Below are 21,160 nucleotides of genomic sequence, written 5' to 3'. Positions count from 1 at the left end.
CTCAGGGTCCGGTGGGCCGCGCGCCCTGGAGCCCTCAGGGTCCGGTGGGCCGCGCGCCCTGGAGCCGTTCGAGGTCCGAGGGGCGGACCTGGATGGCGAACACCGCGATCAGTCCCGCGACCAGAGCGAACGCCGTGGCCACGACGAACGCGGTCGACACCCCTGAGGTCAGCACCTGGTCGCTCCAGGGGCGGGGCAGGGTCCCGGTGCGCCGGAACATCAGACGCTGCGCCGGGTCGGCCTGACCCAGGAACTTGGGCACCTGGTCGGTCGCCGCGTTGCGGCTGGCCGTGCCGAACACGGTGACCAGAATGGACAGACCCAGCGAACCACCCACCTGCTGGGTGGCGTTGAGCATGCCGGACGCGGCGCCCGCCTCGTGCGGGGGGACGCCGGAAACGGCCATCAGGGTCAGCGAGACGAAGTTGAGACCCATGCCGAGGCCGAACACGAGGATCGGACCCAGGATGCTGCCCCCGTAGGTCGAGTGGACATCTGTCTGCGTGAGCCATGCGAGCCCGGCCGCGGCCAGCAGCGAGCCCGTCACCATGAAGGGCTTCGGGCCGTACTTCGGCAGGAGTTGGGAAGCGAGCCCCGCGCCCACCGCGATGATCGCGCTGACCGGAAGGAAGGCGAGACCGGCCCGGAGCGGGGTGAACCCCAGCACGTTCTGCACGAACAGCGTGAGGAAGAAGAACATGCCGAAGATCGCGGCGGACAAGCTCAGCATGATGCCGTACGTGCCCGCCCGGTTGCGGTCGGCGAACATGTGCAGCGGAGTGATCGGCTGCTGCGAGCGCCGCTCGACCAGGACGAAGGCGACGAGAAGCACCACCGCGGCACCGAACGACCCCAGCGTGAAGGCGTCGCGCCAGCCCTCCTGGGCGGCCCGGATGAAGCCATAGACCAGCGCCACCATGCCCAGGGTGGAGGTCAGGGCTCCGGCGAGGTCGAAGTGGCCGGAATGGCGCTCGGACTCCTTGATGTGGCGGGGCGTGGCCAGGAGGATCAGCACGGCGATGGGTACGTTGACGAACAGCACCCAGCGCCAGTCGAGCCATTCGACGAGTACGCCGCCGGCGAGCAGTCCGATGGCGCTGCCGCCGGCGGAGACCGCCGCGAAGACGCCGAAGGCACGATTGCGTTCGAGGCCTTCGGTGAAGGTCGTGGTGATGAGCGCGAGCGCGGTCGGCGACGCGATGGCGCCGCCGACGCCCTGGACGGCGCGCGCGGCGAGCAACTGGCCTGAACTCTGCGACAGTCCGCCGAGCAGCGAGGCGAGCGCGAAGAGCAGCACACCGCACATGAAGACCTTGCGGCGGCCGAGGATGTCACCGGTGCGCCCGCCCAGCAGGAGCAGCCCGCCGAAGGTGAGTGTGTAGGCGCTCACCACCCAGGCGAGGCCGGTGGTGGAGAAGTGCAGCGCGTTCTGTATGTGCGGGAGTGCGATGTTCACGATGGTGACGTCGAGCACCACCATCAACTGGCACGAGGCGATGACCAGGAGTGCGATCCCTTTGCCGCTGCCTCCCCGCCTGCCGGGGGCCGCGGTCGCGATCGTGGGTGTCGGCTGCGAACTCGTCATGGCGGACCTTGCCCTCGCACGAGGGACTGCGGACTCTGTCGCCCACCGTTCGACCTTATGCCCGGCTCCTGGGCGCCACCAGTCGATCAAGACCGGGATCCGGACCAGGCCCGGCTTCAGCTCCTGCTCCACCTCCGGCTTCAGTTCCAGAGTCCGCTCCAAGCGCTCCGGCCCCGGACGAGGCTGAGCGGAAATTTCATCTGACAGATCAGGAACAGGCGGCTATGCTCCCCGCGATGACTACTTCCACCAGCAGAATGGGGGACCCGTCCGCGCAAGGTGAGTGCTGATGCTCACTCAGATCGCGAACGAGGAATCCCGCCTTTCCCTCTGGCTGCGCGTGCGCGAGTTCGCCGTGCCGCCCGCCATGATCGAGACCGCGACCGACCGCCGCTTTACGGGGGACTGGTCCGGGGCCTGTGCCGCCGCACATGTCGACGTCGATCTCGACCTCCGCTCCGTGGCCCGCACCCACGGCCGGGCGCTCTCGGCCCAAGTCCGGTCAGATATACGCCAGTTGGCGCCCGACTTGTTGCGCTGGCATCTGCCGCGCATCGCTCCCGACGGGCTGCTCCGCCCCGGTCTGACCCTCACTCTGGCCCGGTACGGGGACCCCGGGGGAGGCGGCCGCGACAGCCCCGTACATCTCGTCGTCCGCACACCGCCCGCCTGGGCGGACGCCGGTCAGCGGATGAGCCTCGACCTGTGGCACGGCCCGCACGCCGAGACGTCCGCCGCAGCCCGCCATCCCCGCCCACGCCCCCACCCGCGGTTCCGCCTCGACCTGCACCGGCACCTGTGGGACGCGCGCCGGACCGGCGAGCTGGCGACCAGGGCCGGCGCCGACGGGCCCGACGCGTCGCCCGCCCCCGGCGAGCCCGTACTGGATCCCCGGGTCCCCGCCGCGGTGCCGCCGACGAGGGCCTGTGCCCTGCGCCGCTGGGGCGCCGAGGCCGCCCTTCTGCTGCACGCGGAAGGGCGCTCGAACGGTCCGGTGACCGTACGGCTCGGAACCGGAGACCGGCTGGTCCTCGAACTCGCGGACCAGCCCGACGGCCTCGGCCCACCCGTCCTGCGCCTCGCCGAGCCTCGGGCGGTCACCGGCACGGCGGCGCTGATCCTGCCCGACGCGGCGACCTGGGAAGCGCCCGACCTTGAGCTGTTGCGCACCGGCTCCCTCACCGCCGACCGTCTGCATCCGCTCGTCGCAGAGGCACTCGCACCGGCACGCCCGTCGGGAAGCCCCCCGCCTCCGCCTGTAAGGGCTCTACGGGCGCGAAGCCGACCGGACGGGCCGGGCCGCGCACGGTTCGTGGAGTGCCGGGGCGAACGGCACCGGATCGGGCTCCGCGACGGGATCCTGTCCGCACTCGATCACGACCCCGATGAAGTTCGCAGAGAAGAGCTCCTGGCCGCACTCGGTGGTACGCCGCTTCCCTGTCTGCGCGCCGTCGACGAGGCGCACCGTCGCCCGGAATGCCTCGTCGGGGTCCGCGAACGGCTCGACCACGGAGACATCGCCGGCGCACTGGCCGTCGTCGAGCAACTTCTGGGCCCGGAAGCGGTGTTGCGCAGCGGCGGACTCAAGGACGCCCTTGAGGAAGCCGCCCGGCGGAAGATCGCGTACGGCCTGTACCGCTCGGGTCTGAACGGGCCCGCACCCGACCATCGCTGTGCACCGCCCGGCTCCCGCCCGAGCGACAACCGCTCGCACCCCCGGCTCGCCCACGTCCGCTGACCGGCCCGCACCACTCTTCGCCACCCCACCCCACACCCCGTCACGCCGCACGTGGCGCGGTCCGCCCTGCCCCTCCGAACCACCAGGTGATCCCGTATGTCCACACACGCCCCGCTCGCATTTCCCGCCACCCGTCCGTCCGGCCCGGCAGACAGCCACCCGTCGGGGCCGGCCGGCCCTTATCCGTCCGGCGTGGCCGATACGCGTTCGTCCGGCGAGGCCGGCGCGCATCCGTCCGGCCCGGTCGACGGCCACCCTGACGACCTCGCCGACCCCCGCCCCGTGTATGCATCCGACGCTCCTCAACTCGACGTCGCACAGGCCCTGTTGGACTTGCTGAGCGATACCGCCACGGAGTCGCGCCCCGAGCCGCAGCTCGACGCCCTCACCCTCAGCGTCTCCGCAGACCTGCCCGTCCTGTTGTGGGGCGAGCCCGGCATCGGCAAGACCGCCGCGCTGACCCAGCTGGCCGCCGCCCTCGACCTTCCGCTGACCACCGTGATCGCCAGCGTGCACGAGCCGTCCGACTTCTCCGGGCTGCCCGTCGTGGGCGACAACCCCGCCGAACAAGGGGTCCCGATGGCACCGCCGGACTGGGCCGTACGACTCGTACGGGCCGGCCGCGGGCTGCTCTTCCTCGACGAACTGTCCACCGCGCCGCCCGCGGTGCAGGCCGCGCTGCTCCGGCTCGTACTGGAGCGGCGCATCGGCACCCTCCAACTGCCGCCCGGCGTAAGGATCGTGGCCGCGGCCAACCCGCGGTCCTCGGCCGCCGACGGATGGGAGCTGAGCCCGCCGCTCGCCAACCGGTTCGTGCACCTCCAGTGGACCCACGACCACGAGGTCGTCGTACGCGGCCTCGGAGGGACCTGGCCACGGGCCACGCTGCCCCGCCTGGCCCCCGAGAAGCTCCCCGAAGCCGTGGGCTTCGCCCGCCGCGCGGTGTGCGGGCTGCTCGCCGCCCGGCCCTCGCTCGTCCACCAGTTGCCCAGCAGCGAGACCCGCCGTGGCGGTCCGTGGCCGTCGCCCCGCAGCTGGGAGATGACTCTGCGCCTGACGGCCTTCGCCACCGCCGCCGGTGCCTCCCGCGACGTACTCTCCCAGCTGGTGCGGGGGACCGTCGGTGACGGGCCCGGCCTCGAATTTCTGGCCGGTCTCGACCGGATGGACCTGCCGGACCCCGAGGACCTGCTCGCCGACCCGGCGGCCGCCACCCTGCCCGAACGAGGCGACCTGCGCCAGGCGGTACTCGACGCGGTCGTGGCAGCCGTACGCGGGCGTCCCGACAAGGCCCGCTGGGACGCGGCCTGGACGCTGCTGGTCAACGCGCTGGAGAGCGGCCCGCCGGACCTCGTGGTCGTCCCGGCCACCACACTCGCCTCGCTGCGCGAGGAGGGCTGGGACGTGCCCGGGGCGATCGAGCGCCTCGCCGGAGCGGTCTCCATCTCCCGGCGCGCCGACGACGCGGCGGCCCGTGCGCGCACGACGACGAAGGGACGCCGATGAGCCCGCAGGACCCTGCGGCACCCGGAGCCCTCGACTACGACAAGCTCTTCGCCGCGCGGCTGCACGCAGCCCGGGTACGGCCCTATCTCGCGGCGGCGCTCTTCGCCCTGCACCCCGTGGAGTCGCGGCGCGTACCCACCATGGGTGTCGACCGGTACTGGCGGTGCTATGTGTCGCCCGCCTTCGTGGCCCGCACGCCGGTGGAGGAACTGGCCGCCGTATGGGTGCACGAGGTGTCGCACCTGCTCCGCGACCACCACGGGCGCAGCGACCGGCTCGCGCGTGAGCGGGGGCTGAGCGGGCCGGCCCAGCGCCTGCGGATGAACGTCGCCGCGGACTGCGAGATCAACGACGATGTGTATGGCGACGGTCTCGTACGGCCCCCATGGGTGGTCGAACCCCGGTCCCTCGGGCTGCGCCCGGGCGAGCTCATGGAGGACTACCTGCTCACCTTCGGGCTCGGTCCCAGCACCCAGCTGACGGCCTGGCTCGACTGCGGCAGTGGTGCCGACGGCCTCGATCGCCCATGGGAGTGGGGCCCCGACGGCGCCCACGGTCTGAGCGGCCACGAGCGCGACGCGATCCGCTTCCGCGTGGCCCAGGGCATCACGGGGCGGCCGGGCACCGCGTCGAAAGGGTGGCGCAGGTGGGCCGAGGAGGCGTTCCATCCACCGCAGGCGTGGCGCGAGTTGCTGGGGGCGGCGCTCCGCTCGGCCGCCTCAGGTGCGGGCGCGGGTCAGGATTACACCTACGGCCGCCCGTCGCGGCGCTCGGCCGGGGTGCCGCGCGTCGTCCTGCCGAGTCTGCGCGCCAAGCCGCCGAGGGTCAGCGTGGTGGTCGACACCTCCGGGTCGGTCTGCGACGCCGAACTGGGCAGCGCGCTCCTGGAGGTGGCGGCCATCGCCCAAGCCCTGGGCGGGCGTCGCGACCTGGTCGGCGTGGTGTCGTGCGACGCCGCGGCGGGCCTGGTGCACTCACTGTGCCGCGGCCAGGGAATCCCTTTGATGGGCGGAGGGGGTACGGACTTGCGCGCCGGGTTCACCAAGGCCCTTGCGGCCAGGCCCCGTCCGGACGTTGTCGTCGTCCTCACCGACGGCCAGACACCCTGGCCGTCCACACGGCCGGCCTGCCGAACGGTGGTGGGGCTGTTTCCGCGGGGCGGCGGCGCCTCGTCGTGGAAGGAGGACGACCCCGACCACGTACCGCACGTCGCGCCGGCGTGGGCGCGTGTCGTGGAGATCGGTACGTCGTCACGCGGGCGGTGAGACACGCGGGCAGTGAGAGCGGTCCAACGCCGAGGGGTCCGGCCGTCTCATACTTCGGCGGCCCGCGGCAAGGCCGGGGCCGCCCTGGTGAGGTCCGTCAGGCCGTGAGCACCGAGTCGTCGAAGGTCCGCGCACCGGGAAGCCGGTGCCGCGCGGCGATCACGGCGGCGTCGATGTCCCGCGTCCCCGTCGACACACACAGGGTGTAGGTCACGTCGTCCAGCCGTTGCCGCGTCGATTCGTCGCCCTCGGCGGCGTTCAGCACGAGGAGGGCCTCGTACTCGTCGAGCAGATCGCGGAGCACTGCCGGATGCGCCATCAGCATGAGTGGAGACCTCTCCAGTCGACATGGTCACTATGTGTGTCATCTGGTGCCCGCCATTCCCGGACCTACACGTACCGACCACAACACGGCTGGGTGTACGTGGCGTCGGCTGGTGGTACGTGCCCTCCGCGCGCGCCACCGGCAGGGTACCGGGGCGGGAGGGCGCAGGCGGTTCCCTCGTACGGAAGGTGGGCACGTCATAGGCGTGAACGCTCAGGCGCTGAGAATGCTGGAGAAGGCCGGAGCCGCGGGGGTCGAGCACCCGGGCGGCACACTCCTGGCGCATCTGCGCCGGACCGGCGACCTGCTGACCGCATGGGGCGCTCGGCCCGCGCTCGCCACGGCCGGCCTGTGCCACGCCTTCTACGGGACCGACGGGTTCGCGACGGCACTGGTCGGCCTGGAACGCCGCGCGGAGGTGGCCGAGACCATCGGCGCCGAAGCCGAAGAGATCGTGTATGTCTACGCCGCGTGTGACCGCAGGTCCTCGTACCGCCAACTCGCCCTGGACCACGGGGTGTTCGTGGACCGCTTCACCGGCGCACATACATGTCCGGAGCTGCGTGCCCGTCGGGACTTCGCCGAGATCACCGCCGCCAATGAGCTGGACCTCGCCATGGTCAGCCCGCAGTTCCATGCCGACCACGCGGTCGGCCTGCTCGCCCTGTTCACCCGGTGGCGCCCGCTGCTCTCGGATCCGGCCTGGGCGCAGTGCTGCCAGGTGCTGGGGGAGACAGGCGGCTGAGCAGCTGAGTACGGGCGACGACCGGACGCTGAAAGGCGCTCTCTCAGGACGGGCGGGGCTGTGTGGTCAGCGAGCCGAGCATCTCCCGGGCCAGACCACGGGCCAGATCCACTTTGTAGCCGTTGTGGCGCAGGGGAACGGCGTCGGCCAGCTCCGCCTCCACCGCCTGCGCGACGGACTCGGCGGTGGGGACGGTACCGAGCAGCGCGGCCTCGGTGCGCCGGGCGCGCCAGGGCCGGTGGGCGAGCCCGCCGAAGGCGACGGCCAGGTGGTCGACCACTCCGCGATCGAGGTGCAGCACGGCGGCGACGGAAGCCAGCGCGAAGGTGTGGCCCGCGCGGTCCCGCGCCTTGCGATAGCGGGAGACCGTGCCGTCCGGCAGGGCCGGCAGCAGAACACCGGTGATGAGTTCGCCGGGCCTGAGCACCGTGTCCTGTTCGGGCCTGTCCTGCGGCAGCCGGAGGAACTCGGCCACGGGCACGCTGCGGGTCCCCGTGGAGCAGGCCAGCTCGACCGCGCCGTCGAGCGCCGCGAGTGCCACCGCCAGGTCGGAGGGGTGGGTGGCGACGCAGTGGGGGGAGTGACCGAAGATCGCGTGATCACGGTTGACCCCGTCGAGCGCCCCGCAGCCACTGCCGGGCACCCGCTTGTTGCACGGCCTCGACAGGTCCTGGAAGTAGCCGCAGCGGGTCCGCTGCAGGAGGTTCCCCGCCGTGGTGGCCATGTTGCGCAGCTGGTCCGAGGCGCCGCTGAGCAGTGCCTGCGGCAGTACGGGATAGCGCCGCTGCACCGCCGGATGGGCGGCGAGATCGCTGTTGCGTACGGTCGCCCCGACCCTCAGCGAACCGTCCGGCTGCTCCTCGATCAGGTCCAGGGGCAATCGGGTGATGTCGACCACGACGTCGGGGCGGTCGATGCCCTGCCGCATCAGGTCCACGAGGTTGGTGCCACCGCCGAGGTAGCGGGCTTCCGGACGTCCGCCGTGGGCGGCGGCCGCCTCCGTCACACTGTGCGGGCACACATAGGCGACCGGCTTCATGTGGTCACCTCCTGTATGGCCATCCCCTGTTCAGGCGCGCCCTGGGAGTCCATGTCCTGCAGCGCCTCGGTGATGCTCGGGTAGGCACCGCACCTGCACAGGTTGCCGCTGAGCTGCTCGCGGACCTCGACGGCGGTCAGCTGCACCGCCGCCTCGGACGGCAAGTCCATTTCGCTGACGACGGAGGACTGGCCCGCGGCAGCCGCGGCGGGTGTGCCCGCGGAAGCGGGTGGCCGGCCCGGGGCACAGTAGCCGCACCGCACGGTGTCCCGGTCGGGGCCGGGGCTCCGCAGCGGATGGCGGTCGTCCTCCGGACCGACGGAGGCGGCGAGGCCTTCGATCGTGACGATCTCGCGCCCCTCCTGTCCGACGGCCAGCAGCAGGCAGCTGGCGACGCGACGGCCGTCGAGCAGCACCGCGCACGCCTCGCACCCTCCGTCGTCGCAGCCCTTGCCCGAGCCGGTCAGGCCCAGGTTGTCGCGAAGACACTCCAGGAGGGTGACGCGGTGGTCCAGTTCGACCCTGTGGGTGGTGTCGTTCACCCGCAGGGTCACATGCGACTCGGTCGCGCCCGGTTCGGTCTGGGCGCCCGGTGCCGGGCTCCCGTCGCTCAGGCCGTGTCTAGGTTCCATCGTCGTGGGCTCCTCGATCCGGACAGTCGGCAGCTTGACCGCGTTCCCCACCCTCGCCCAGCTCACCGCCTCCGGCATCTTGAGCGCGGCCCCGCTAGTGGTCACCGGGCGCGGGCGCCGGCGCGAGCCCGTCGGCGACCAGTCCCGCGAGCACCGCACGGCCCAGGGCGTGCACCGCGGACTGGGGGCGCACCATCACGGTGAACTCCTTGATCCGGCCGGCCTCGTCGAAGTGGAGCAGGTCGATGCCGTGGATCTCCTTGCCGTCCACCGTGGCCCGGAAGGGCAGGACCACCGACGGCGCCTCCTCGCCGTCGGCGCTGGTCTCGGCAGTGCCCTCGTAGTGCCCGATGTAGCGCAGGTCCGCGAGGACGCGCACCAGCACTCCTAAAAGCCCGAGCACCATCGGTTTGCCTTCGAAGGGCACGAACTTGACCGGGCTGTACAGCCGGATGTCCTCGGTGAACAGGCCGTCGAGCGCGGCGAGATCCTGCTTCTCCGCGGCGGCGCGGAAGAGGTCGGCAGTCGTCACGGGCTCCGTGCGTGCAGGGCGTTCCGTGGATTCCATGAGGCTCCTCATACTCAACAATTTGACTATTCAGGTTCTTGAGTAGAATGCTCCAGGCGCCGGATAAAGGGAAGGGGCTCGGCATGGCTTTGCGACACGCGGTGATGGCGGCGCTGCTGGACGGCGAGTACAGCGGCTACCAGCTGGCCAAGGCGTTCGACATCGGCGTCGCCAACTTCTGGCACGCCCTGCCCCAGCAGCTCTACGCGGAGCTCGCCAAGCTGGAGAAGGACGGCTTGGTCGCCGGCCGCCAGGTGGTCCAGGAGACCCGGCCGAACAAGCGGCTCTTCACGGTCACCGATGCAGGCCGCGCCGAGCTGGAGAACTTCGCAGAGGCCGCATCCAAGCCCTCCTTCATCCGCGACGACCTCCTCGTCAAGGTGCAGAGCGCCGACCGCATCGGCACCGAGGCGGTGATCGCCCAGCTCGACGAGCGGGCGGCGGCCGCCGACGCCAAGGTCGCCGTGCTCGGCGCGCTGTTGCGGCAGTTGCGGGGCGAGGCGGACGAGGAGGAGTTCCTGCTCCACGGCGAGCGGATCGGACCGTATCTGACGGGCCTGCGCGGCCTCGCCTTCGAGCAGGAGCACAGCGACTGGTGCCGACGGATCGCGGCCGTCCTGCGCCAGCGCGGGAAGGACTGAGAAGGAGAGGCAGAGGCTGAGAGGCGGAGGCTGAGAGGCAGAGGCTGAGAGGGAGAGGGAGAGGCCGAAGGGTGGAGCTGGGCCCTGCGTGCGCGCCGCGACCGGGCGTGCGTTCCGGGATCCGTGGCCGACCTGGTGAAGCGGGCTTGGTTAGGGTGGGCGCGACAACATCTTCACCAACCGCACCAAGGAGCAGACGTGAGCGAGACGGCGTCCATCGCCCTGCAGCAGGAGATCGCCCGGGAACTCCAGGTCGCCACGGTCTTCGAGGCCGAGCGGGAGATCGAGCGCCGGGTGGCCTTCCTCGCCGAGCGGCTCACCTCCACCGGACTGCGCTGTCTGGTCCTCGGCATCAGCGGTGGAGTCGACTCCACCACCGCGGGCCGGCTCTGCCAGCTCGCCGTGGAGCGGGCGAGGGCCGCCGGGCACGAGGCGCGGTTCTACGCGATGCGGCTGCCCTACGGTGTCCAGGCCGACGAACACGACGCCCGGGTCGCGCTCTCCTTCATCCAGCCCGACCAGGTGCTCACCGTGGACATCAAGCCCGCGAGCGACGCGGCGCTCCACGCCGCGCTCACGGCCGGTGTGGGCTTCGACGGCGACGGTCACCAGGACTTCGTCCTCGGCAACATCAAGGCGCGCCAGCGGATGATCGCCCAGTACGCGGTGGCCGGTGCCCACAACGGCCTGGTCGTCGGGACCGACCACGCAGCGGAGGCGGTGTCCGGCTTCTTCACCAAGTTCGGCGACGGCGCCGCCGACCTGGTGCCGCTGACCGGACTGACCAAGCGCCGGGTCCGCGCGGTCGCCGACGCGCTGGGCGCGCCCGCCGAACTCGTCCGCAAGGTTCCCACCGCCGACCTGGAGACCCTCGCCCCGGGCAGGGCCGACGAGGACGCCCTCGGCGTCACGTACGACGACATCGACGACTTCCTCGAAGGCAAGCCGGTGGACCAGAAGGTCTTCGACACGATCGTCGCCCGCTACCGCCTCACCGAGCACAAGCGCCAACTGCCCATCGCCCCCTGATCGTTGAGCTCCCTCCGTCCTGTGCGCAGGATCGCCTAAGGCGGGCCCCCGGGGAACCGGGGGCCCGCCTCATGTATCTGCGACGTGTGCGATGAGGACGTGTGCGATGAGAAGCCACGACGTGTGACGCGGGTGCACCGTGTGCGACGCGGGTACACCACGTGCCACGCATGCACCTGGGGAAGACCTAGGGAAGCTGGTGCCTCTCCACCAGTACGCCCGCGATGAAGCCGAGCGCCGCCACGATGCCTACGGCGAGCGGCAGCGTCAGCCACGGCATCGTGAGCCACGCTGCGATGCCGCGCTTCTCCGTGCCGTCCGGGGCCTCGGCCGCCGGCCCCGCCTGCGGCGAGGGCTGCGCGGCGGTGCCGGGCTGGGGGAGGGCGGTCGTGGCGTCGAGTGCGCCACCGGTCCGTGCCTGCCGCGCCGTGGGGGCCGTGCTCAGGACGGGCGAGGCGGTGGTGGCAGGCGGGGCCGCCGCGGGGTCCTGGCCGTCGGCCTTCGTGAACGGGTCACGGTCTCGGGCCATGTCTTCGGTACTCCCTTGTCCCGGTGTGGGGCCCCCGTGCGGGGCGTCCCCATGTGGGTTGTTCATATGTAAGTTGTCCCTCTGCGGGCGGCGTCGCCTCAGGGTGCGACGGTGGTGATCCGCACCTTCTGACCGAGCGTCAGGCCGCCGGTGATCTGGGTGTTCGTGTCCGACTCGACGCCCACGCCCACCTCGGTGGCATGCGCCGTGCCATCGGGCGCGACGACCGTCACGGTGCGCTGGGAGCCGGTGCCACTCAACGCCGCCGTCGGCACGAACAAGGCGTCGGACGCTTCACCGGCGACGATCTGGACGCTGACGCCCTGACCGGTGTGCAGATCCTTCGTCGGCCCCATGATGTCGAGCGTCACGGGGTACTGCGCCGCGTTGGCCGGGGCGCCGCCGTTGACGGCCAGGGTCCCGACCGAAAGTACCTTCGCGTTGAGCACGGTGGTCGACTGGGCGGTCAGGGTGACCGTGGCGGACTGCCCGGGCTTGAGCCGCAGGGCATCCGCCTCCGAGACGTTCGCCTTGGCCTGCATGCCGGTCGGGTTGGTGAGGGCGATGAAGCCGCTCGGCGCGGCCGGGGCGCCGTTCGTGGCGGGGCCGCCCGTGGTGCCGGGCGCCGGCAGCGCACCCGGGACGGCACCCGCTCCGGCGGTGTACGTCGTACCGGTCACCGTCTGGCCGACGGTGGCGCCCACGGACGCGACCGTGCCGTCGACCGGAGCCGTCAGAACCGTTCCGTCGAGCGTGCGCTGTGCGGTGTCGACCGCGCTCTGCGCCTGAGCCACCTGCGTCTGGGCCTGGAGGAGTTGAGTGGGGTCCACGGACGGAGCCACCACGGGGACCACCCGCACGTACGAGACGTCATGGACGAAGGACACACCGGACACGGCGGCGGGCGGGGTCGACTCGGACGGTGTGGGGGTGGGCTTCGAGGGCGTCGGTGTGGGGGTGGGCGTCGGTGTGCTCTTGGGCGTCGGGCCGGGGGAGTGGCTCGCCCCGCCCGGCGTGTTGGTGCCGGCGCTGGGCGACGGGCCGGCCGGCTGACCGAGCGCCACCTTGTCGAGGTACGCCTTGGCCGCCGCGAGCGAGGTCTTGGACTCGGCGAGCACCAGGCGCGCCGCCTTGTCGTCGACCTTCGCGAGCACTTGGCCCTTGGCGACCTTGTCGCCGGGCTTGACGTCGACCTTGGTCAGCTGTCCACCGGTGGTGAAGTTGACACCGGCGTCGCTGGGCGACGTCAGCAACCCGGCCCCGGTGACGGTCGCCTGCACCTTTCCCGTGGAGACGGCGGCAGTGCGCGTGTCCGTGCGCGCGTGAGCGGAGCCGGGGGTGTCCACCACCGCGTAAGCACCACCCACGGCCGCGATGAGCACTACACCGAGCGCCGAGTTCAACAGGACGGCTTTATGCAGCCGCGGAAGGACCTTCATACGGGGAGCGTGTCAGCCCCTCCATATGCCCGCCATGTCCGCCCGGCCAAGCTTACGGACCAGTAACTTAGCCGAACGGGCACGTTGTGCGTACGCGAGGCCTACGGAGCGGGAATGGCTGCTCGCCCTACGTGTTCACACCCGCCCCGCCGTTCACTCTGCCTGACCGCACCCTCAGAGCGCGAGGCATTATTTACGCTCTGTCGTCCATGGCAGGGGCGGCAAGGGCACTGGTGCGCACCCTGACACAGAGGACCCGGCCTTGTCAGTGCCCGTGCGTAACCTTTTCGGCGTGGGAAACACCCAGGAACAGAACGAGGGTCAGCTCTTCGCGTGGCGCGAGCTGTTGCAGCGGTGGAGCGACGAGTGGCTCGACCCCGTGCTGCACGAACAGGAACGAGCAGAGCCGTTCCCCGAGGAGGTGCGAAAGGCGCGATGGCTGGGTGGCGCCGGAGCCGCGGCCGAAGACCTCCGCGCGCTCGAACAGCGCCTGGGCGCGGCCCTGCCGCCGAGCTATCGGCAGTTCCTGCTGACCAGCAACGGCTGGCTCGACACCACGAATGACATCGGCCGGCTCCTGTCGGCCCAGGAAGTCGGATGGACCCGCGACCTCGACCCCGAGCTGGTCTCCGCCTGGACAGCGGGGCACACGGACGCCTCGTCGCGTGTGAGCGACGAGGAGTACTTCCGCTACGGCGACGACCAGGACCCCGTCTCGGTGCGCCTCGACTACCTGCACCACACCTTGACGATCAGTCACACGCCGAACAGCACGGATGTCTATCTGCTCAACCCCCGCGTCATGACCGCCGACGGCGAATGGGAGGCCTGGCACCTCGCGCACTGGCTGCCCGGCGCGGTCCGCCATCGGTCGTTCTGGGAGCTGATGAACGCCGAGTACAGAAGCTTCCACTACGACGCGGACGCCGGGTGAGAGCCGTGGCGTGACCGTTACTCCCTCTGGCGGCGGCTACAGCGTGCCCCCGCCGTCCACCGTCAGGACCGCGCCGGTGACGAAGGAGGCTTCCTCGCCGAGCAGGTAGCTCACGGCGTCGGCGATCTCCCTCGGTTCGCCGATGCGCCTCAGCGGCCGGTCCGCCGCCTCCGCGTAGAACTGCTCCACTGGACAGCCGAGTTGACCTGCCTCGCGTTCGAGCATGGGGGTGCGTACGTCGCCCGGCGCCACGCAGTTGGCCCGGATGCCGGCCGGGGCGTGGTCGAGGGCCATGGCCTGCGTCAGCATCACCACCCCCGCCTTCGCCGCGCAGTAGGCGGCGGCACGGCGTCCCGCACGGAGCCCCCAACCCGAGGCGATCGTGACGATCGCGCCGCCACCCGCGCGCGTCAGATGAGGAATCGCCGCCCGGCAGGTCAGGAAGACCGAGTCCAGGTTGTCCTCGAAGGTGGCACGCCAGTCCGCCGGGGTCAGCTCCGTCACATCACCCCGCCGGATACTGCCCGCGACCGTACACAGACCGTGCAGCGCGCCGAACTGCCCGACGACACCGTCGAGCAGGGCCTCGACGTCCTCGGGCCGCGACAGATCACAGCCGAACGGCTCGGCCCGGCCGCCGGCCGACCGTACCTCCAGGGCGATCTCCCGGGCGGCCCCGGCATCGCGGTCGGCCACCGCTAGCGTGGTGCGATGGTCGGCGAGGCGACGACAGACGGCTGCGCCGATGCCGCCCGCGCCCCCGGTGACCAGGACGACACGATCCGGTTCCGCTGCCGATTCCGGTGCCGGGCCCGGCACCGCCGCAGCTCCGCTCATCGCCCCTCCCCTTCCCCGAAAGCGCCGGCCCCGCCACCCGCCGCGGTGGACGCGCCCGCTCCGCCCGGCCCCGACGTGCTGCCCAGCACCATGGCGAGCAGTGCCTTCTGGGCGTGCAGGCGGTTCTCGGCCTGCTCCAGGATCAGGGAGCGGGGCCCGTCCTTGACCTCGGCGTCCATCTCCTCACCGCGGTTGCTGGGCATGCAGTCCAGGAAGGGCGCGTCAGGAGCGGCCAGGGCCATCAGCGGCTCGGTGACCCGCCACCGGTCGGCGAGCCTGGTCCGCGCCTGCCACTCGTCCTGCCCGGTCAACTGGAGGGACTTCCAGCTCTGTACGTACACGGCGTCCGCGCCGCGTACCGCCTCCGCCATGTCGTCGCAGAAGTCGAGCCGGGCGCCGGACGCGGCGGCGAGGGAGTGCGCCTCCTTGACGTACCGCTCGTCGAGGTCGAAGCCGGGCGGGTGCGCGAACGTGACGTGGTGGCCGAGCAGCGCGGCGGCCAGCAGGGAGGAGTGCAGAACGCCGGGGGTCTTCTGCCGGGAGGAGTACGCCCAGGTGTAGACGACCCGGCGCTCGGGGAGCCGCTCACCGAACCGCTCGCGCAGGGTCAGCAGATCGGCGAGCACCTGACAGGGGTGTTCCTCGTCGTCCAGGGCGTTGATGACCGGGATGGAGGCGTGTTCCGTCATGGTGCGCAGCCTGCGGTGGCCCGCGCCGTAGTCGGCCATGTCGTACCAGCGCACCACGAGGGCGCTCAGGTATCGGCTGAGGACGCGGGCGGTGTCCTCGACCGTCTCGTTGTTGGCCAGGCGGAGCTCGTCGGGACCGTAGGTGTAGCTGCGTCCGCCCAGTTGGGCGGCGGCCACCTGGAAGGAGACCCGGGTGCGGGTGGAGGGTACGTGGAACAGCAGCCCCAGGTCGGTTCCGTCGAGGTAGGCGTGGGTGTCCTCACCGCTCTTCATGCGGTCGGCCAGGGCGAGCAGACTGCGCAGCTCGTCGGCGGAGAAATCGGTCATTCCGAGTATGTGGCGGCCTAACACGGCGTCACCTCTCTCGTGGGTCGTTCCGCGGGTGTTCAGGGTGCCCAAGGTGTTCCGGGTGTTCCCGGTGGTTCGGGTGTTCCGGGTGGTTAGAACGGTGGGCGTGGTTAGGGCGGTGCGGGGCGGTGGCCGCGGGTCGGTGAGGCTCGGGCGACGGCGGCGCCTGCCCCGCGTGCGCCTCCGCGTGCGCGCCGGGCACGGCTGCCGGGCGTACTCCCCTGCGCTGCCGCCCGGTCAGCCAGAACTCGCCGAGCGCCGCCACGGCGAACATGCCGGCCGCGTACCCGATGCTGACGCCCATGAAGGGCAGCATCAGCACCGTCACAGCCGTGACCAGGTAGTTCGTCCAACGCATCGGCCCGGTCCGTACGAGTCGTACGGCGGAGAGGAACGCGAGCAGGAATACCAGGAGGTACGCGGCGGAGGACGCTTTGATGAGGACCGACTCGTTGGAGTCGGTGGCCACGAGCAGCCCGAGGGTGAGGCTGTAGCCGGGCACCAGGGCGAGCACGGCACGGGACGGAGTGCCGGTGCGCGGCGAGACCCGGCTCAGGCCACGGGGGACGATGCCCTCGCGGGCCAGCGCGAAGACGACCCGGGACGTCCCGAGGCACCAGGCGTTGGTGGTGAGCACCAGCAGGACCGAAGCCACCAGATACCCGGAGGTGGCGTGGTCGGCGCCCGTGGCGATCCGCAACAGCCGGGTGAACCCGGTGAGCCCCTCGGCGGTGTTCTGATCGGCCGGCAGGGTGAGGGCGACCGTGAGGGCCATGGCGAAGTAGAGGACGCCCACCACACAGACGGCGCAGAGGATGCCCCGCGGAAACGTGCGGGCGGGGTCGCGTACTTCCTCGGCGATGGGCGCCGCGTTCTCCCACCCGATGAAGCCGAAGAAGCAGATCAGCAGGGCGTCGCCGAGAGCGGACCAGCCGTGCGGTGCGACCGGTGTGAGGCCGGCCGTGCCGCCGTGGGGGAGCGCGAGGACCATGACGGTGCACAGCAGGCCGGTGACGACCACGAGCACGGCGAGCTGCACACGGCCGCTCACCTTGACGCCGAGCAGGTTCAGTGCGACGCAGGCGAGGATGACCCCCGCACCGGCCGCGAGCGACGCCCGGTTGGAGGCGCCCGGCGCCAGTGCGGCCATGAGGTAGCGGCCGGCGATCAGCCCCAGGACGGGGTTGGCCGCGAGCAGGGTCATCAGGAGGTAGAGCGCGGCGATGCGGCCCGCCCGGCGGCCGAAGGCGACCTCGACGAACTGCGCCACCCCCTTGCTCGTCGGGTGCAACGTCGAGAGCTTGGCGAAGACGAGCGCGAACGGGTAGCTGTAGAGGATCAGGACGGCCCATGCGAGGAGCGACAGCGGCCCCGCGGTGGTCCAGGCGAGCACCGGGATCACCAGGAGGCCCACGCCGAGGACCGAGGTCAGATAGTGGACGACGAGCCCGGGGACTCCGATGTGCCGCCGCAGGACGTTCGCCGCCACTGGGAGCCTTCCTGTTCCGTTCCGCAGGAGGACGTGTCACGGGCTTCCGCCGGATCCGCCCACAGGGCGTCCATGGTCTCGTGCGACAGGGGCTTGGCCAGATCGCGGCGCGCGGCGTATCCCATGTTCACGATGAGACGCCTGCCGCCGGTCACGGGGTACACCCGGTGCAGCGTCGTGTCGGACCGCAGGAAATAGAGGTCGCCGGGCTGGAGTTCGACCGAGTGAATGGGGCTGGACAGGAAACTACGGTGCAACTGCGGGTTTTCCTTGTTCCACTCCGTACGGGGTACGCACTGAACGAATCCGCCCTGTTCGAGCGGCGGGCATTCGACCACCCACACCAGCGCGAAACTGTAGTCGTCCCAGTGCCAGCCATGCGTGTCGCCGGACTGGGTCAGCTCGGTGATGACGAATTGCTCGGGAGGATAGGGACATTCGAGAACGTCTTCCGCCGCGACGGCGGACAGGGCTTCCCTGAGGCCGGACGACGCGTACACACGGGGAAGGATCCGGCCGTGCTGGGCGATGTCGGCACGGCGTACGTTGTGCATCCGCCGCGGCGTGCCGCCCGTCTCGGCGAACACGCCGTCCCGCCGCACCGCATGGCGGCCGATCAGCGCTTCCGTCTCCTCGGCGATCAGCTTCTTGACGTCGTGCGGCGCGAGGAAGCCCGTCTTCACGAAACCGTGGGTGAGAAAAGCGGTGCGGGCGCGGTGCAGACGGAGGGGAGAGACCTCGTGGACCAGATGCTGCTCCAGGGCGTCGACGACGCTGTCGGCGCGTGCGCTTTCGTCGATCATGACAATTCCGTTCCCCGATCTTTCCGGGCGAGGCCACCTTCACGTTCCGGCCCGGTGGCTCACGCGATCCGGGCGCTCCGTGGTCTTTGACCAGTGAACAGTGCACTGCGCCGGGCGTGCGGCGGAGAGGGACGATTCACGCCATGGGGGAATGGCCGGGACGCATTCGGGCTTCAGCAGCGGCGAAAAGATCCACAGCTGCATTACTTGACAGTTACCGGCGCTCTGTCGCGAAATTCCGTCACGATAAAGGGAATTGAGCCACCCCGCGGCCTCGGCGTGACTACCATGGGCGCCGCCCCTGACAAGCGGACGGCCCCAGGCCATGTGGTGTCCACTCATGTGGCGTCAATTCATGTGGCCGCGGCCTCTGCGGAGTGAGCCCGGGCGCGTCGGGCGCCGCGGAAGAGCGCCGGCATCGCCCCGGGCCCGCCGTCACTTCTATGCGGCCGTCCGGTCCAGTTCGCTGGTGATCCGCTCGCGCAGGGCGTCATGCCGGGGAGCCAGCGCGTGGCGTTGGTCCCGCCAGTTCTCGTGGGGGTAGAGCCAGACCGGTAGGTGCACCAGATCGGCGGGCTCCCATGAGTAGCGTGGCCACACATGTGCGTGGAGGAACCCGTCGGTGTTGCCGAGGATCTCCAGGTTCACCCGGCGGAACGCCGGGTCGAGCGCGCGGCAGGCCAGTTCAACGGCTTCGCCGAGCGCGTCCATGGCGGAGAGGAAGTCCAGTCGTCGGGCCCGCGACAGGTCGGACAGTCGCTCGACGTGCGGGTCGTCCACCAGAAGAACCGAGTAACCCGGCAGGAACTGCACATCTCCGATCGCCGCGAATCCGGCGCCCAACCGCCGCATCACCGTGGGGTTCTCACCGCGCAGCGCGGCGCCGATCCGGTCCGTGCGCCAGTCCTCGCTCATGACGCTGCCCCTGCGATGCGCAGGCCCGCGGGTTGTCGCACCCCTGCGTCGCGCACGTCCTCGGGCCGTCGCACCCCCGCGTCGGGCACGCCCCCGGGTCGTCGCACCATGATGACGTCGACGGGGTCCTGTGCCTCCACGGTGAACCCGTGGCGTGCGTACAGCCGTTGGGCGGGGCTGCCCTGGAGGACGTCGAGCCGCACGAGGTCACCTTCGGCGTCGGTGCGCCGCAGCACGGAGCGCAACACGGCGGATCCGACCCCGCGGCCGTGCAGGCCCGGGTCCAGGTAGAAGTGCTCAAGCCAGTGGCCGTTGTCGGCCGGGCGCAGGGCGACGCAGCCGGCGAGGGCGCCCCCGACCAGCACCACCGAGGTGTGCCGGGGTTCGAAGGCATCGCGCAGCCGCCGGCGTACCCGGTGCTCGTCGAAGCGCCCCAGGCGTTCGAGGTCCGGGCGCATCACCAGGGCCCGCAGCTCGGCGATCGGCTCGACATCGGCGGCCCGGGCCGGCCGGAGTGCCCATGCGACGGGCTCCTCCTCGCCGGCCCGGCCCGCGCCGCGGCCCACCCGTATCTCTCGCGTTCCCGTCATCGCATCCATGGCCCGGAGTATCTCAACAGGCCCGGGAGCCCGCCCATGCAGGCCCTCTCGGCGACATCGATGCCGATCGTCGACGGCCGGCCCGGCGGCCGGCTCAGGTCGCCCGGACGAAGCGCTCGCAGGCCGGGCACTCGTCGAGATACCGATGCCGGCACTCGACGGTGTGCTGCAGGAACGTAATGGCCTGTTGCATGCCGACGACCTCCTGTTCGAGGGCGGCGATCTTCGCCCGCACAACCGCCTGTGCCGCGTGCTTCTTCGGCGCCATGGCGGCGATGACCTCGGGCAGCGAAAGCCCGACCCGCCGCAGCTTCAGTACGGTGCGAGCCTGCTCCAGAGCCTGGTCGTCGTAGATGCGATAACCATGGCTGTCGCGGAGCACGGCGAGTGCCCCCACCTCCTCCCAGTGCCGCAACACATGCGTCTCGACGCCGAGTTCGGCGGCTGCTTGTCCGATCGTCCGCATCCCACACGCCTTGCCTTCATGGCGACCTGAATCCTTAACGTCCCGATCATGCCTGACACCAACAGCCCCAAGGGCCCTCACCACCGTGCTCCGAAGAGCCCTCACCACCGTGCATCGATCCTGGTCACCGGCGCGACCGGCAACCTCGGCCGTGAGGTCGTCGACCGCCTCCGGGCACGTGGCGCACACGTACGCCGCCTCGTACGCCATGAAAGCGGCCTGAGCTCCGACGCCGAGACGGTGGTCGGCGACCTCACGGACCCGACCGTCCTGCGCGCCGCGCTCCTGGGCGTCGACGCCGTCTTCTTCATCTGGCCCCTGCTTGATTCCGCCCCGGCCCATCACGTGGTCGCGGAACTCGCCGCAGCGGCGCCCCGCGTCGTCTACGTGTCCTCGACGGCCATAGACGACGAAGCCCCGCGCCAGAGCGACCCCATCGTGCAGGTGCACGCCGACATGGAGGCTCTGCTGCACGATGCCGGGCTGCGGCCGGTGCTGCTGCGCAGCGACACTCTGGCGTCCAACGCCCGTGGCTGGGCAGGCCAGTTGCGGACGGGCGACGTCATCGCGGGTACGGACGTCGCGCGCACGGCCGTCGTCGACGAACGTGATGTAGCCGATGCGGCCGTGGCCGTACTGCTCGCGCCGCATCACACTCAACTCGCCGCGGGCCGCACCTGTTGACCGGCCCCGAGGTCCTCAGCCGCGCCGACCAGGTCGCACGGCTCGGCGCCGCACTCCGGCGCCCACTGCGCTTCGAGTCGCTTCCCGCCGATCTGGCACGCTCGCGCATGCGCGCGGACGGCCGCCCCGAGCCGCTGGTGGAGGCGCTGCTGGCCGCCCTGGTGCGGCGACCGGAGTCGAACCGCATCACCGATCACGTGGAGCGCCTCACCGGTCGCCCGGCCGGCACGTTCGCGCGGTGGGCCATGGATCACGTAGCCGAGTTCAGCTGAACCGGTACCGGGTGAGGGGGCAGGTACCAACCAGGTACCTGCCACCCTGGCGAGGCTGGTACCAACTAGGTACCATCGGGTGT

At 71.2% G+C, this 21,160-nt stretch carries 23 protein-coding genes; 9 read left to right on the top strand and 14 right to left on the bottom strand.

The window, feature by feature from the left end; translation table 11 throughout:
* Positions 1-34: 34 nt before the first annotated feature.
* Positions 35-1,585, bottom strand: a complete 1,551-nt coding sequence (locus AB0D31_RS28935) for an MFS transporter (RefSeq protein WP_362728529.1) — start codon at positions 1,583-1,585, stop codon at positions 35-37.
* 289 nt (positions 1,586-1,874) lie between these two features.
* Between AB0D31_RS28935 and AB0D31_RS28930 the strand changes: the two genes are divergently transcribed.
* The 3 genes from AB0D31_RS28930 (at position 1,875) to AB0D31_RS28920 (ending at position 6,094) form a co-directional block, all read left to right on the top strand.
* Positions 1,875-3,323, top strand: coding sequence for a hypothetical protein (locus tag AB0D31_RS28930; protein WP_362728527.1), 1,449 nt, complete (start codon positions 1,875-1,877; stop codon positions 3,321-3,323).
* Between the two features lie 282 nt (positions 3,324-3,605).
* Positions 3,606-4,829: an AAA family ATPase gene (locus tag AB0D31_RS28925; protein ID WP_362728537.1), complete on the top strand. Its 1,224-nt coding sequence runs from the start codon at positions 3,606-3,608 to the stop codon at positions 4,827-4,829.
* Positions 4,826-6,094, top strand: a complete 1,269-nt coding sequence (locus AB0D31_RS28920) for a VWA-like domain-containing protein (protein ID WP_362728526.1) — start codon at positions 4,826-4,828, stop codon at positions 6,092-6,094. The genes AB0D31_RS28925 and AB0D31_RS28920 overlap by 4 nt, the downstream gene beginning before the upstream one ends.
* 97 nt (positions 6,095-6,191) lie before the next feature.
* Here the strand turns inward: AB0D31_RS28920 and AB0D31_RS28915 are convergent, their stop codons facing one another.
* Positions 6,192-6,419 carry a DUF5133 domain-containing protein gene (locus tag AB0D31_RS28915; protein ID WP_362728524.1) on the bottom strand — a complete coding sequence of 76 codons (228 nt, stop codon included), beginning with the start codon at positions 6,417-6,419 and terminating at the stop codon, positions 6,192-6,194.
* A 226-nt stretch (positions 6,420-6,645) separates the two neighbouring features.
* On the opposite strand from AB0D31_RS28915, the gene AB0D31_RS28910 reads away from it, so the two are divergent.
* Entirely contained in the window at positions 6,646-7,164 is a 519-nt protein-coding gene (locus AB0D31_RS28910; RefSeq protein WP_362728535.1) for a DUF6817 domain-containing protein, read from the top strand.
* A gap of 43 nt (positions 7,165-7,207) precedes the next feature.
* On the opposite strand, the gene AB0D31_RS28905 is transcribed toward AB0D31_RS28910, so the two are convergent.
* The 3 genes from AB0D31_RS28905 to AB0D31_RS28895 form a co-directional block, all read right to left on the bottom strand.
* Positions 7,208-8,203 (bottom strand): xanthine dehydrogenase family protein subunit M, encoded by a 996-nt coding sequence (locus tag AB0D31_RS28905; RefSeq protein ID WP_362728522.1) that lies wholly within the window; start codon positions 8,201-8,203, stop codon positions 7,208-7,210.
* Positions 8,200-8,835 carry a 2Fe-2S iron-sulfur cluster-binding protein gene (locus AB0D31_RS28900; RefSeq protein ID WP_362728521.1) on the bottom strand — a complete coding sequence of 212 codons (636 nt, stop codon included), beginning with the start codon at positions 8,833-8,835 and terminating at the stop codon, positions 8,200-8,202. The genes AB0D31_RS28905 and AB0D31_RS28900 overlap by 4 nt, the downstream gene beginning before the upstream one ends.
* 94 nt (positions 8,836-8,929) lie before the next feature.
* Positions 8,930-9,367, bottom strand: a complete 438-nt coding sequence (locus AB0D31_RS28895; protein WP_362728519.1) for a nuclear transport factor 2 family protein — start codon at positions 9,365-9,367, stop codon at positions 8,930-8,932.
* A gap of 119 nt (positions 9,368-9,486) precedes the next feature.
* On the opposite strand from AB0D31_RS28895, the gene AB0D31_RS28890 reads away from it, so the two are divergent.
* Together AB0D31_RS28890 and nadE are read left to right on the top strand one after the other, a co-directional pair.
* A complete protein-coding gene (locus tag AB0D31_RS28890) occupies positions 9,487-10,044 on the top strand; it encodes a PadR family transcriptional regulator (RefSeq protein ID WP_362728517.1) in 558 nt (185 codons plus the stop codon).
* A 198-nt stretch (positions 10,045-10,242) separates the two neighbouring features.
* On the top strand, positions 10,243-11,073 hold the full coding sequence (nadE, locus tag AB0D31_RS28885) for an ammonia-dependent NAD(+) synthetase (protein ID WP_362728515.1): 831 nt from the start codon (positions 10,243-10,245) through the stop codon (positions 11,071-11,073).
* Between the two features lie 187 nt (positions 11,074-11,260).
* On the opposite strand, the gene AB0D31_RS28880 is transcribed toward nadE, so the two are convergent.
* Positions 11,261-11,602: a hypothetical protein gene (locus tag AB0D31_RS28880; protein WP_362728513.1), complete on the bottom strand. Its 342-nt coding sequence runs from the start codon at positions 11,600-11,602 to the stop codon at positions 11,261-11,263.
* 98 nt (positions 11,603-11,700) lie between these two features.
* A complete protein-coding gene (locus AB0D31_RS28875) occupies positions 11,701-13,041 on the bottom strand; it encodes an HlyD family efflux transporter periplasmic adaptor subunit (RefSeq protein WP_362728511.1) in 1,341 nt (446 codons plus the stop codon).
* Positions 13,042-13,333: 292 nt separating this feature from the next.
* Here AB0D31_RS28875 and AB0D31_RS28870 point away from each other — a divergent pair, with 292 nt between their 5' ends.
* Positions 13,334-13,975, top strand: a complete 642-nt coding sequence (locus AB0D31_RS28870) for an SMI1/KNR4 family protein (RefSeq protein ID WP_362728509.1) — start codon at positions 13,334-13,336, stop codon at positions 13,973-13,975.
* A gap of 36 nt (positions 13,976-14,011) precedes the next feature.
* Here the strand turns inward: AB0D31_RS28870 and AB0D31_RS28865 are convergent, their stop codons facing one another.
* From AB0D31_RS28865 to AB0D31_RS28835, 7 genes are all read right to left on the bottom strand, one after another.
* Positions 14,012-14,812 carry an SDR family oxidoreductase gene (locus AB0D31_RS28865; protein WP_362728507.1) on the bottom strand — a complete coding sequence of 267 codons (801 nt, stop codon included), beginning with the start codon at positions 14,810-14,812 and terminating at the stop codon, positions 14,012-14,014.
* Positions 14,809-15,852 (bottom strand): ornithine carbamoyltransferase, encoded by a 1,044-nt coding sequence (locus tag AB0D31_RS28860; protein ID WP_362728506.1) that lies wholly within the window; start codon positions 15,850-15,852, stop codon positions 14,809-14,811. The genes AB0D31_RS28865 and AB0D31_RS28860 overlap by 4 nt, the downstream gene beginning before the upstream one ends.
* A gap of 4 nt (positions 15,853-15,856) precedes the next feature.
* On the bottom strand, positions 15,857-17,338 hold the full coding sequence (locus AB0D31_RS28855; protein WP_362728504.1) for an amino acid permease: 1,482 nt from the start codon (positions 17,336-17,338) through the stop codon (positions 15,857-15,859).
* Positions 17,278-18,141: an ArpA protein gene (locus AB0D31_RS28850; RefSeq protein ID WP_362728502.1), complete on the bottom strand. Its 864-nt coding sequence runs from the start codon at positions 18,139-18,141 to the stop codon at positions 17,278-17,280. The genes AB0D31_RS28855 and AB0D31_RS28850 overlap by 61 nt, the downstream gene beginning before the upstream one ends.
* A gap of 441 nt (positions 18,142-18,582) precedes the next feature.
* Entirely contained in the window at positions 18,583-19,056 is a 474-nt protein-coding gene (locus AB0D31_RS28845) for a diadenosine tetraphosphate hydrolase (protein WP_362728500.1), read from the bottom strand.
* The gene (locus AB0D31_RS28840; protein WP_362728533.1) at positions 19,053-19,514 is read right to left on the bottom strand and encodes a GNAT family N-acetyltransferase; all 462 of its coding nucleotides are present in this window, start codon (positions 19,512-19,514) and stop codon (positions 19,053-19,055) included. The genes AB0D31_RS28845 and AB0D31_RS28840 overlap by 4 nt, the downstream gene beginning before the upstream one ends.
* Positions 19,515-19,749: 235 nt before the next feature.
* Positions 19,750-20,121 carry a MerR family transcriptional regulator gene (locus AB0D31_RS28835; protein WP_362728498.1) on the bottom strand — a complete coding sequence of 124 codons (372 nt, stop codon included), beginning with the start codon at positions 20,119-20,121 and terminating at the stop codon, positions 19,750-19,752.
* 48 nt (positions 20,122-20,169) lie between these two features.
* Here AB0D31_RS28835 and AB0D31_RS28830 point away from each other — a divergent pair, with 48 nt between their 5' ends.
* Both AB0D31_RS28830 and AB0D31_RS28825 read left to right on the top strand, forming a co-directional pair.
* Positions 20,170-20,805, top strand: a complete 636-nt coding sequence (locus AB0D31_RS28830) for an NAD(P)H-binding protein (RefSeq protein WP_362728496.1) — start codon at positions 20,170-20,172, stop codon at positions 20,803-20,805.
* Positions 20,802-21,077 carry a hypothetical protein gene (locus tag AB0D31_RS28825; protein ID WP_362728494.1) on the top strand — a complete coding sequence of 92 codons (276 nt, stop codon included), beginning with the start codon at positions 20,802-20,804 and terminating at the stop codon, positions 21,075-21,077. The genes AB0D31_RS28830 and AB0D31_RS28825 overlap by 4 nt, the downstream gene beginning before the upstream one ends.
* Positions 21,078-21,160 lie beyond the last annotated feature (83 nt).

Origin of the sequence: Streptomyces sp. NPDC048361 (assembly GCF_040651795.1) — a bacterium.
Taxonomy (GTDB): Bacteria; Actinomycetota; Actinomycetes; order Streptomycetales; family Streptomycetaceae; genus Streptomyces.
Note: the sequence above shows the minus strand (reverse complement) of the source record. Positions and strands in the feature narration are given on the sequence as shown.

Bases quoted from the DNA above. Each gene is read 5' to 3' on its own strand.
- AB0D31_RS28935 (WP_362728529.1), bottom strand. From the start codon at position 1,585: ATGACGAGTTCGCAGCCGACACCCACGATCGCGACCGCGGCCCCCGGC.
- AB0D31_RS28850 (WP_362728502.1), bottom strand. From the start codon at position 18,141: ATGATCGACGAAAGCGCACGCGCCGACAGCGTCGTCGACGCCCTGGAG.
- AB0D31_RS28905 (WP_362728522.1), bottom strand. From the start codon at position 8,203: ATGAAGCCGGTCGCCTATGTGTGCCCGCACAGTGTGACGGAGGCGGCC.
- AB0D31_RS28880 (WP_362728513.1), bottom strand. From the start codon at position 11,602: ATGGCCCGAGACCGTGACCCGTTCACGAAGGCCGACGGCCAGGACCCC.
- AB0D31_RS28845 (WP_362728500.1), bottom strand. From the start codon at position 19,056: ATGAGCGAGGACTGGCGCACGGACCGGATCGGCGCCGCGCTGCGCGGT.
- AB0D31_RS28865 (WP_362728507.1), bottom strand. From the start codon at position 14,812: ATGAGCGGAGCTGCGGCGGTGCCGGGCCCGGCACCGGAATCGGCAGCG.
- AB0D31_RS28920 (WP_362728526.1), top strand. From the start codon at position 4,826: ATGAGCCCGCAGGACCCTGCGGCACCCGGAGCCCTCGACTACGACAAG.
- AB0D31_RS28910 (WP_362728535.1), top strand. From the start codon at position 6,646: ATGCTGGAGAAGGCCGGAGCCGCGGGGGTCGAGCACCCGGGCGGCACA.
- AB0D31_RS28875 (WP_362728511.1), bottom strand. From the start codon at position 13,041: ATGAAGGTCCTTCCGCGGCTGCATAAAGCCGTCCTGTTGAACTCGGCG.
- AB0D31_RS28830 (WP_362728496.1), top strand. From the start codon at position 20,170: ATGCCTGACACCAACAGCCCCAAGGGCCCTCACCACCGTGCTCCGAAG.
- AB0D31_RS28840 (WP_362728533.1), bottom strand. From the start codon at position 19,514: ATGCGCCCGGACCTCGAACGCCTGGGGCGCTTCGACGAGCACCGGGTA.
- AB0D31_RS28890 (WP_362728517.1), top strand. From the start codon at position 9,487: ATGGCTTTGCGACACGCGGTGATGGCGGCGCTGCTGGACGGCGAGTAC.
- AB0D31_RS28835 (WP_362728498.1), bottom strand. From the start codon at position 20,121: ATGCGGACGATCGGACAAGCAGCCGCCGAACTCGGCGTCGAGACGCAT.
- AB0D31_RS28915 (WP_362728524.1), bottom strand. From the start codon at position 6,419: ATGCTGATGGCGCATCCGGCAGTGCTCCGCGATCTGCTCGACGAGTAC.
- AB0D31_RS28930 (WP_362728527.1), top strand. From the start codon at position 1,875: ATGCTCACTCAGATCGCGAACGAGGAATCCCGCCTTTCCCTCTGGCTG.
- AB0D31_RS28900 (WP_362728521.1), bottom strand. From the start codon at position 8,835: ATGGAACCTAGACACGGCCTGAGCGACGGGAGCCCGGCACCGGGCGCC.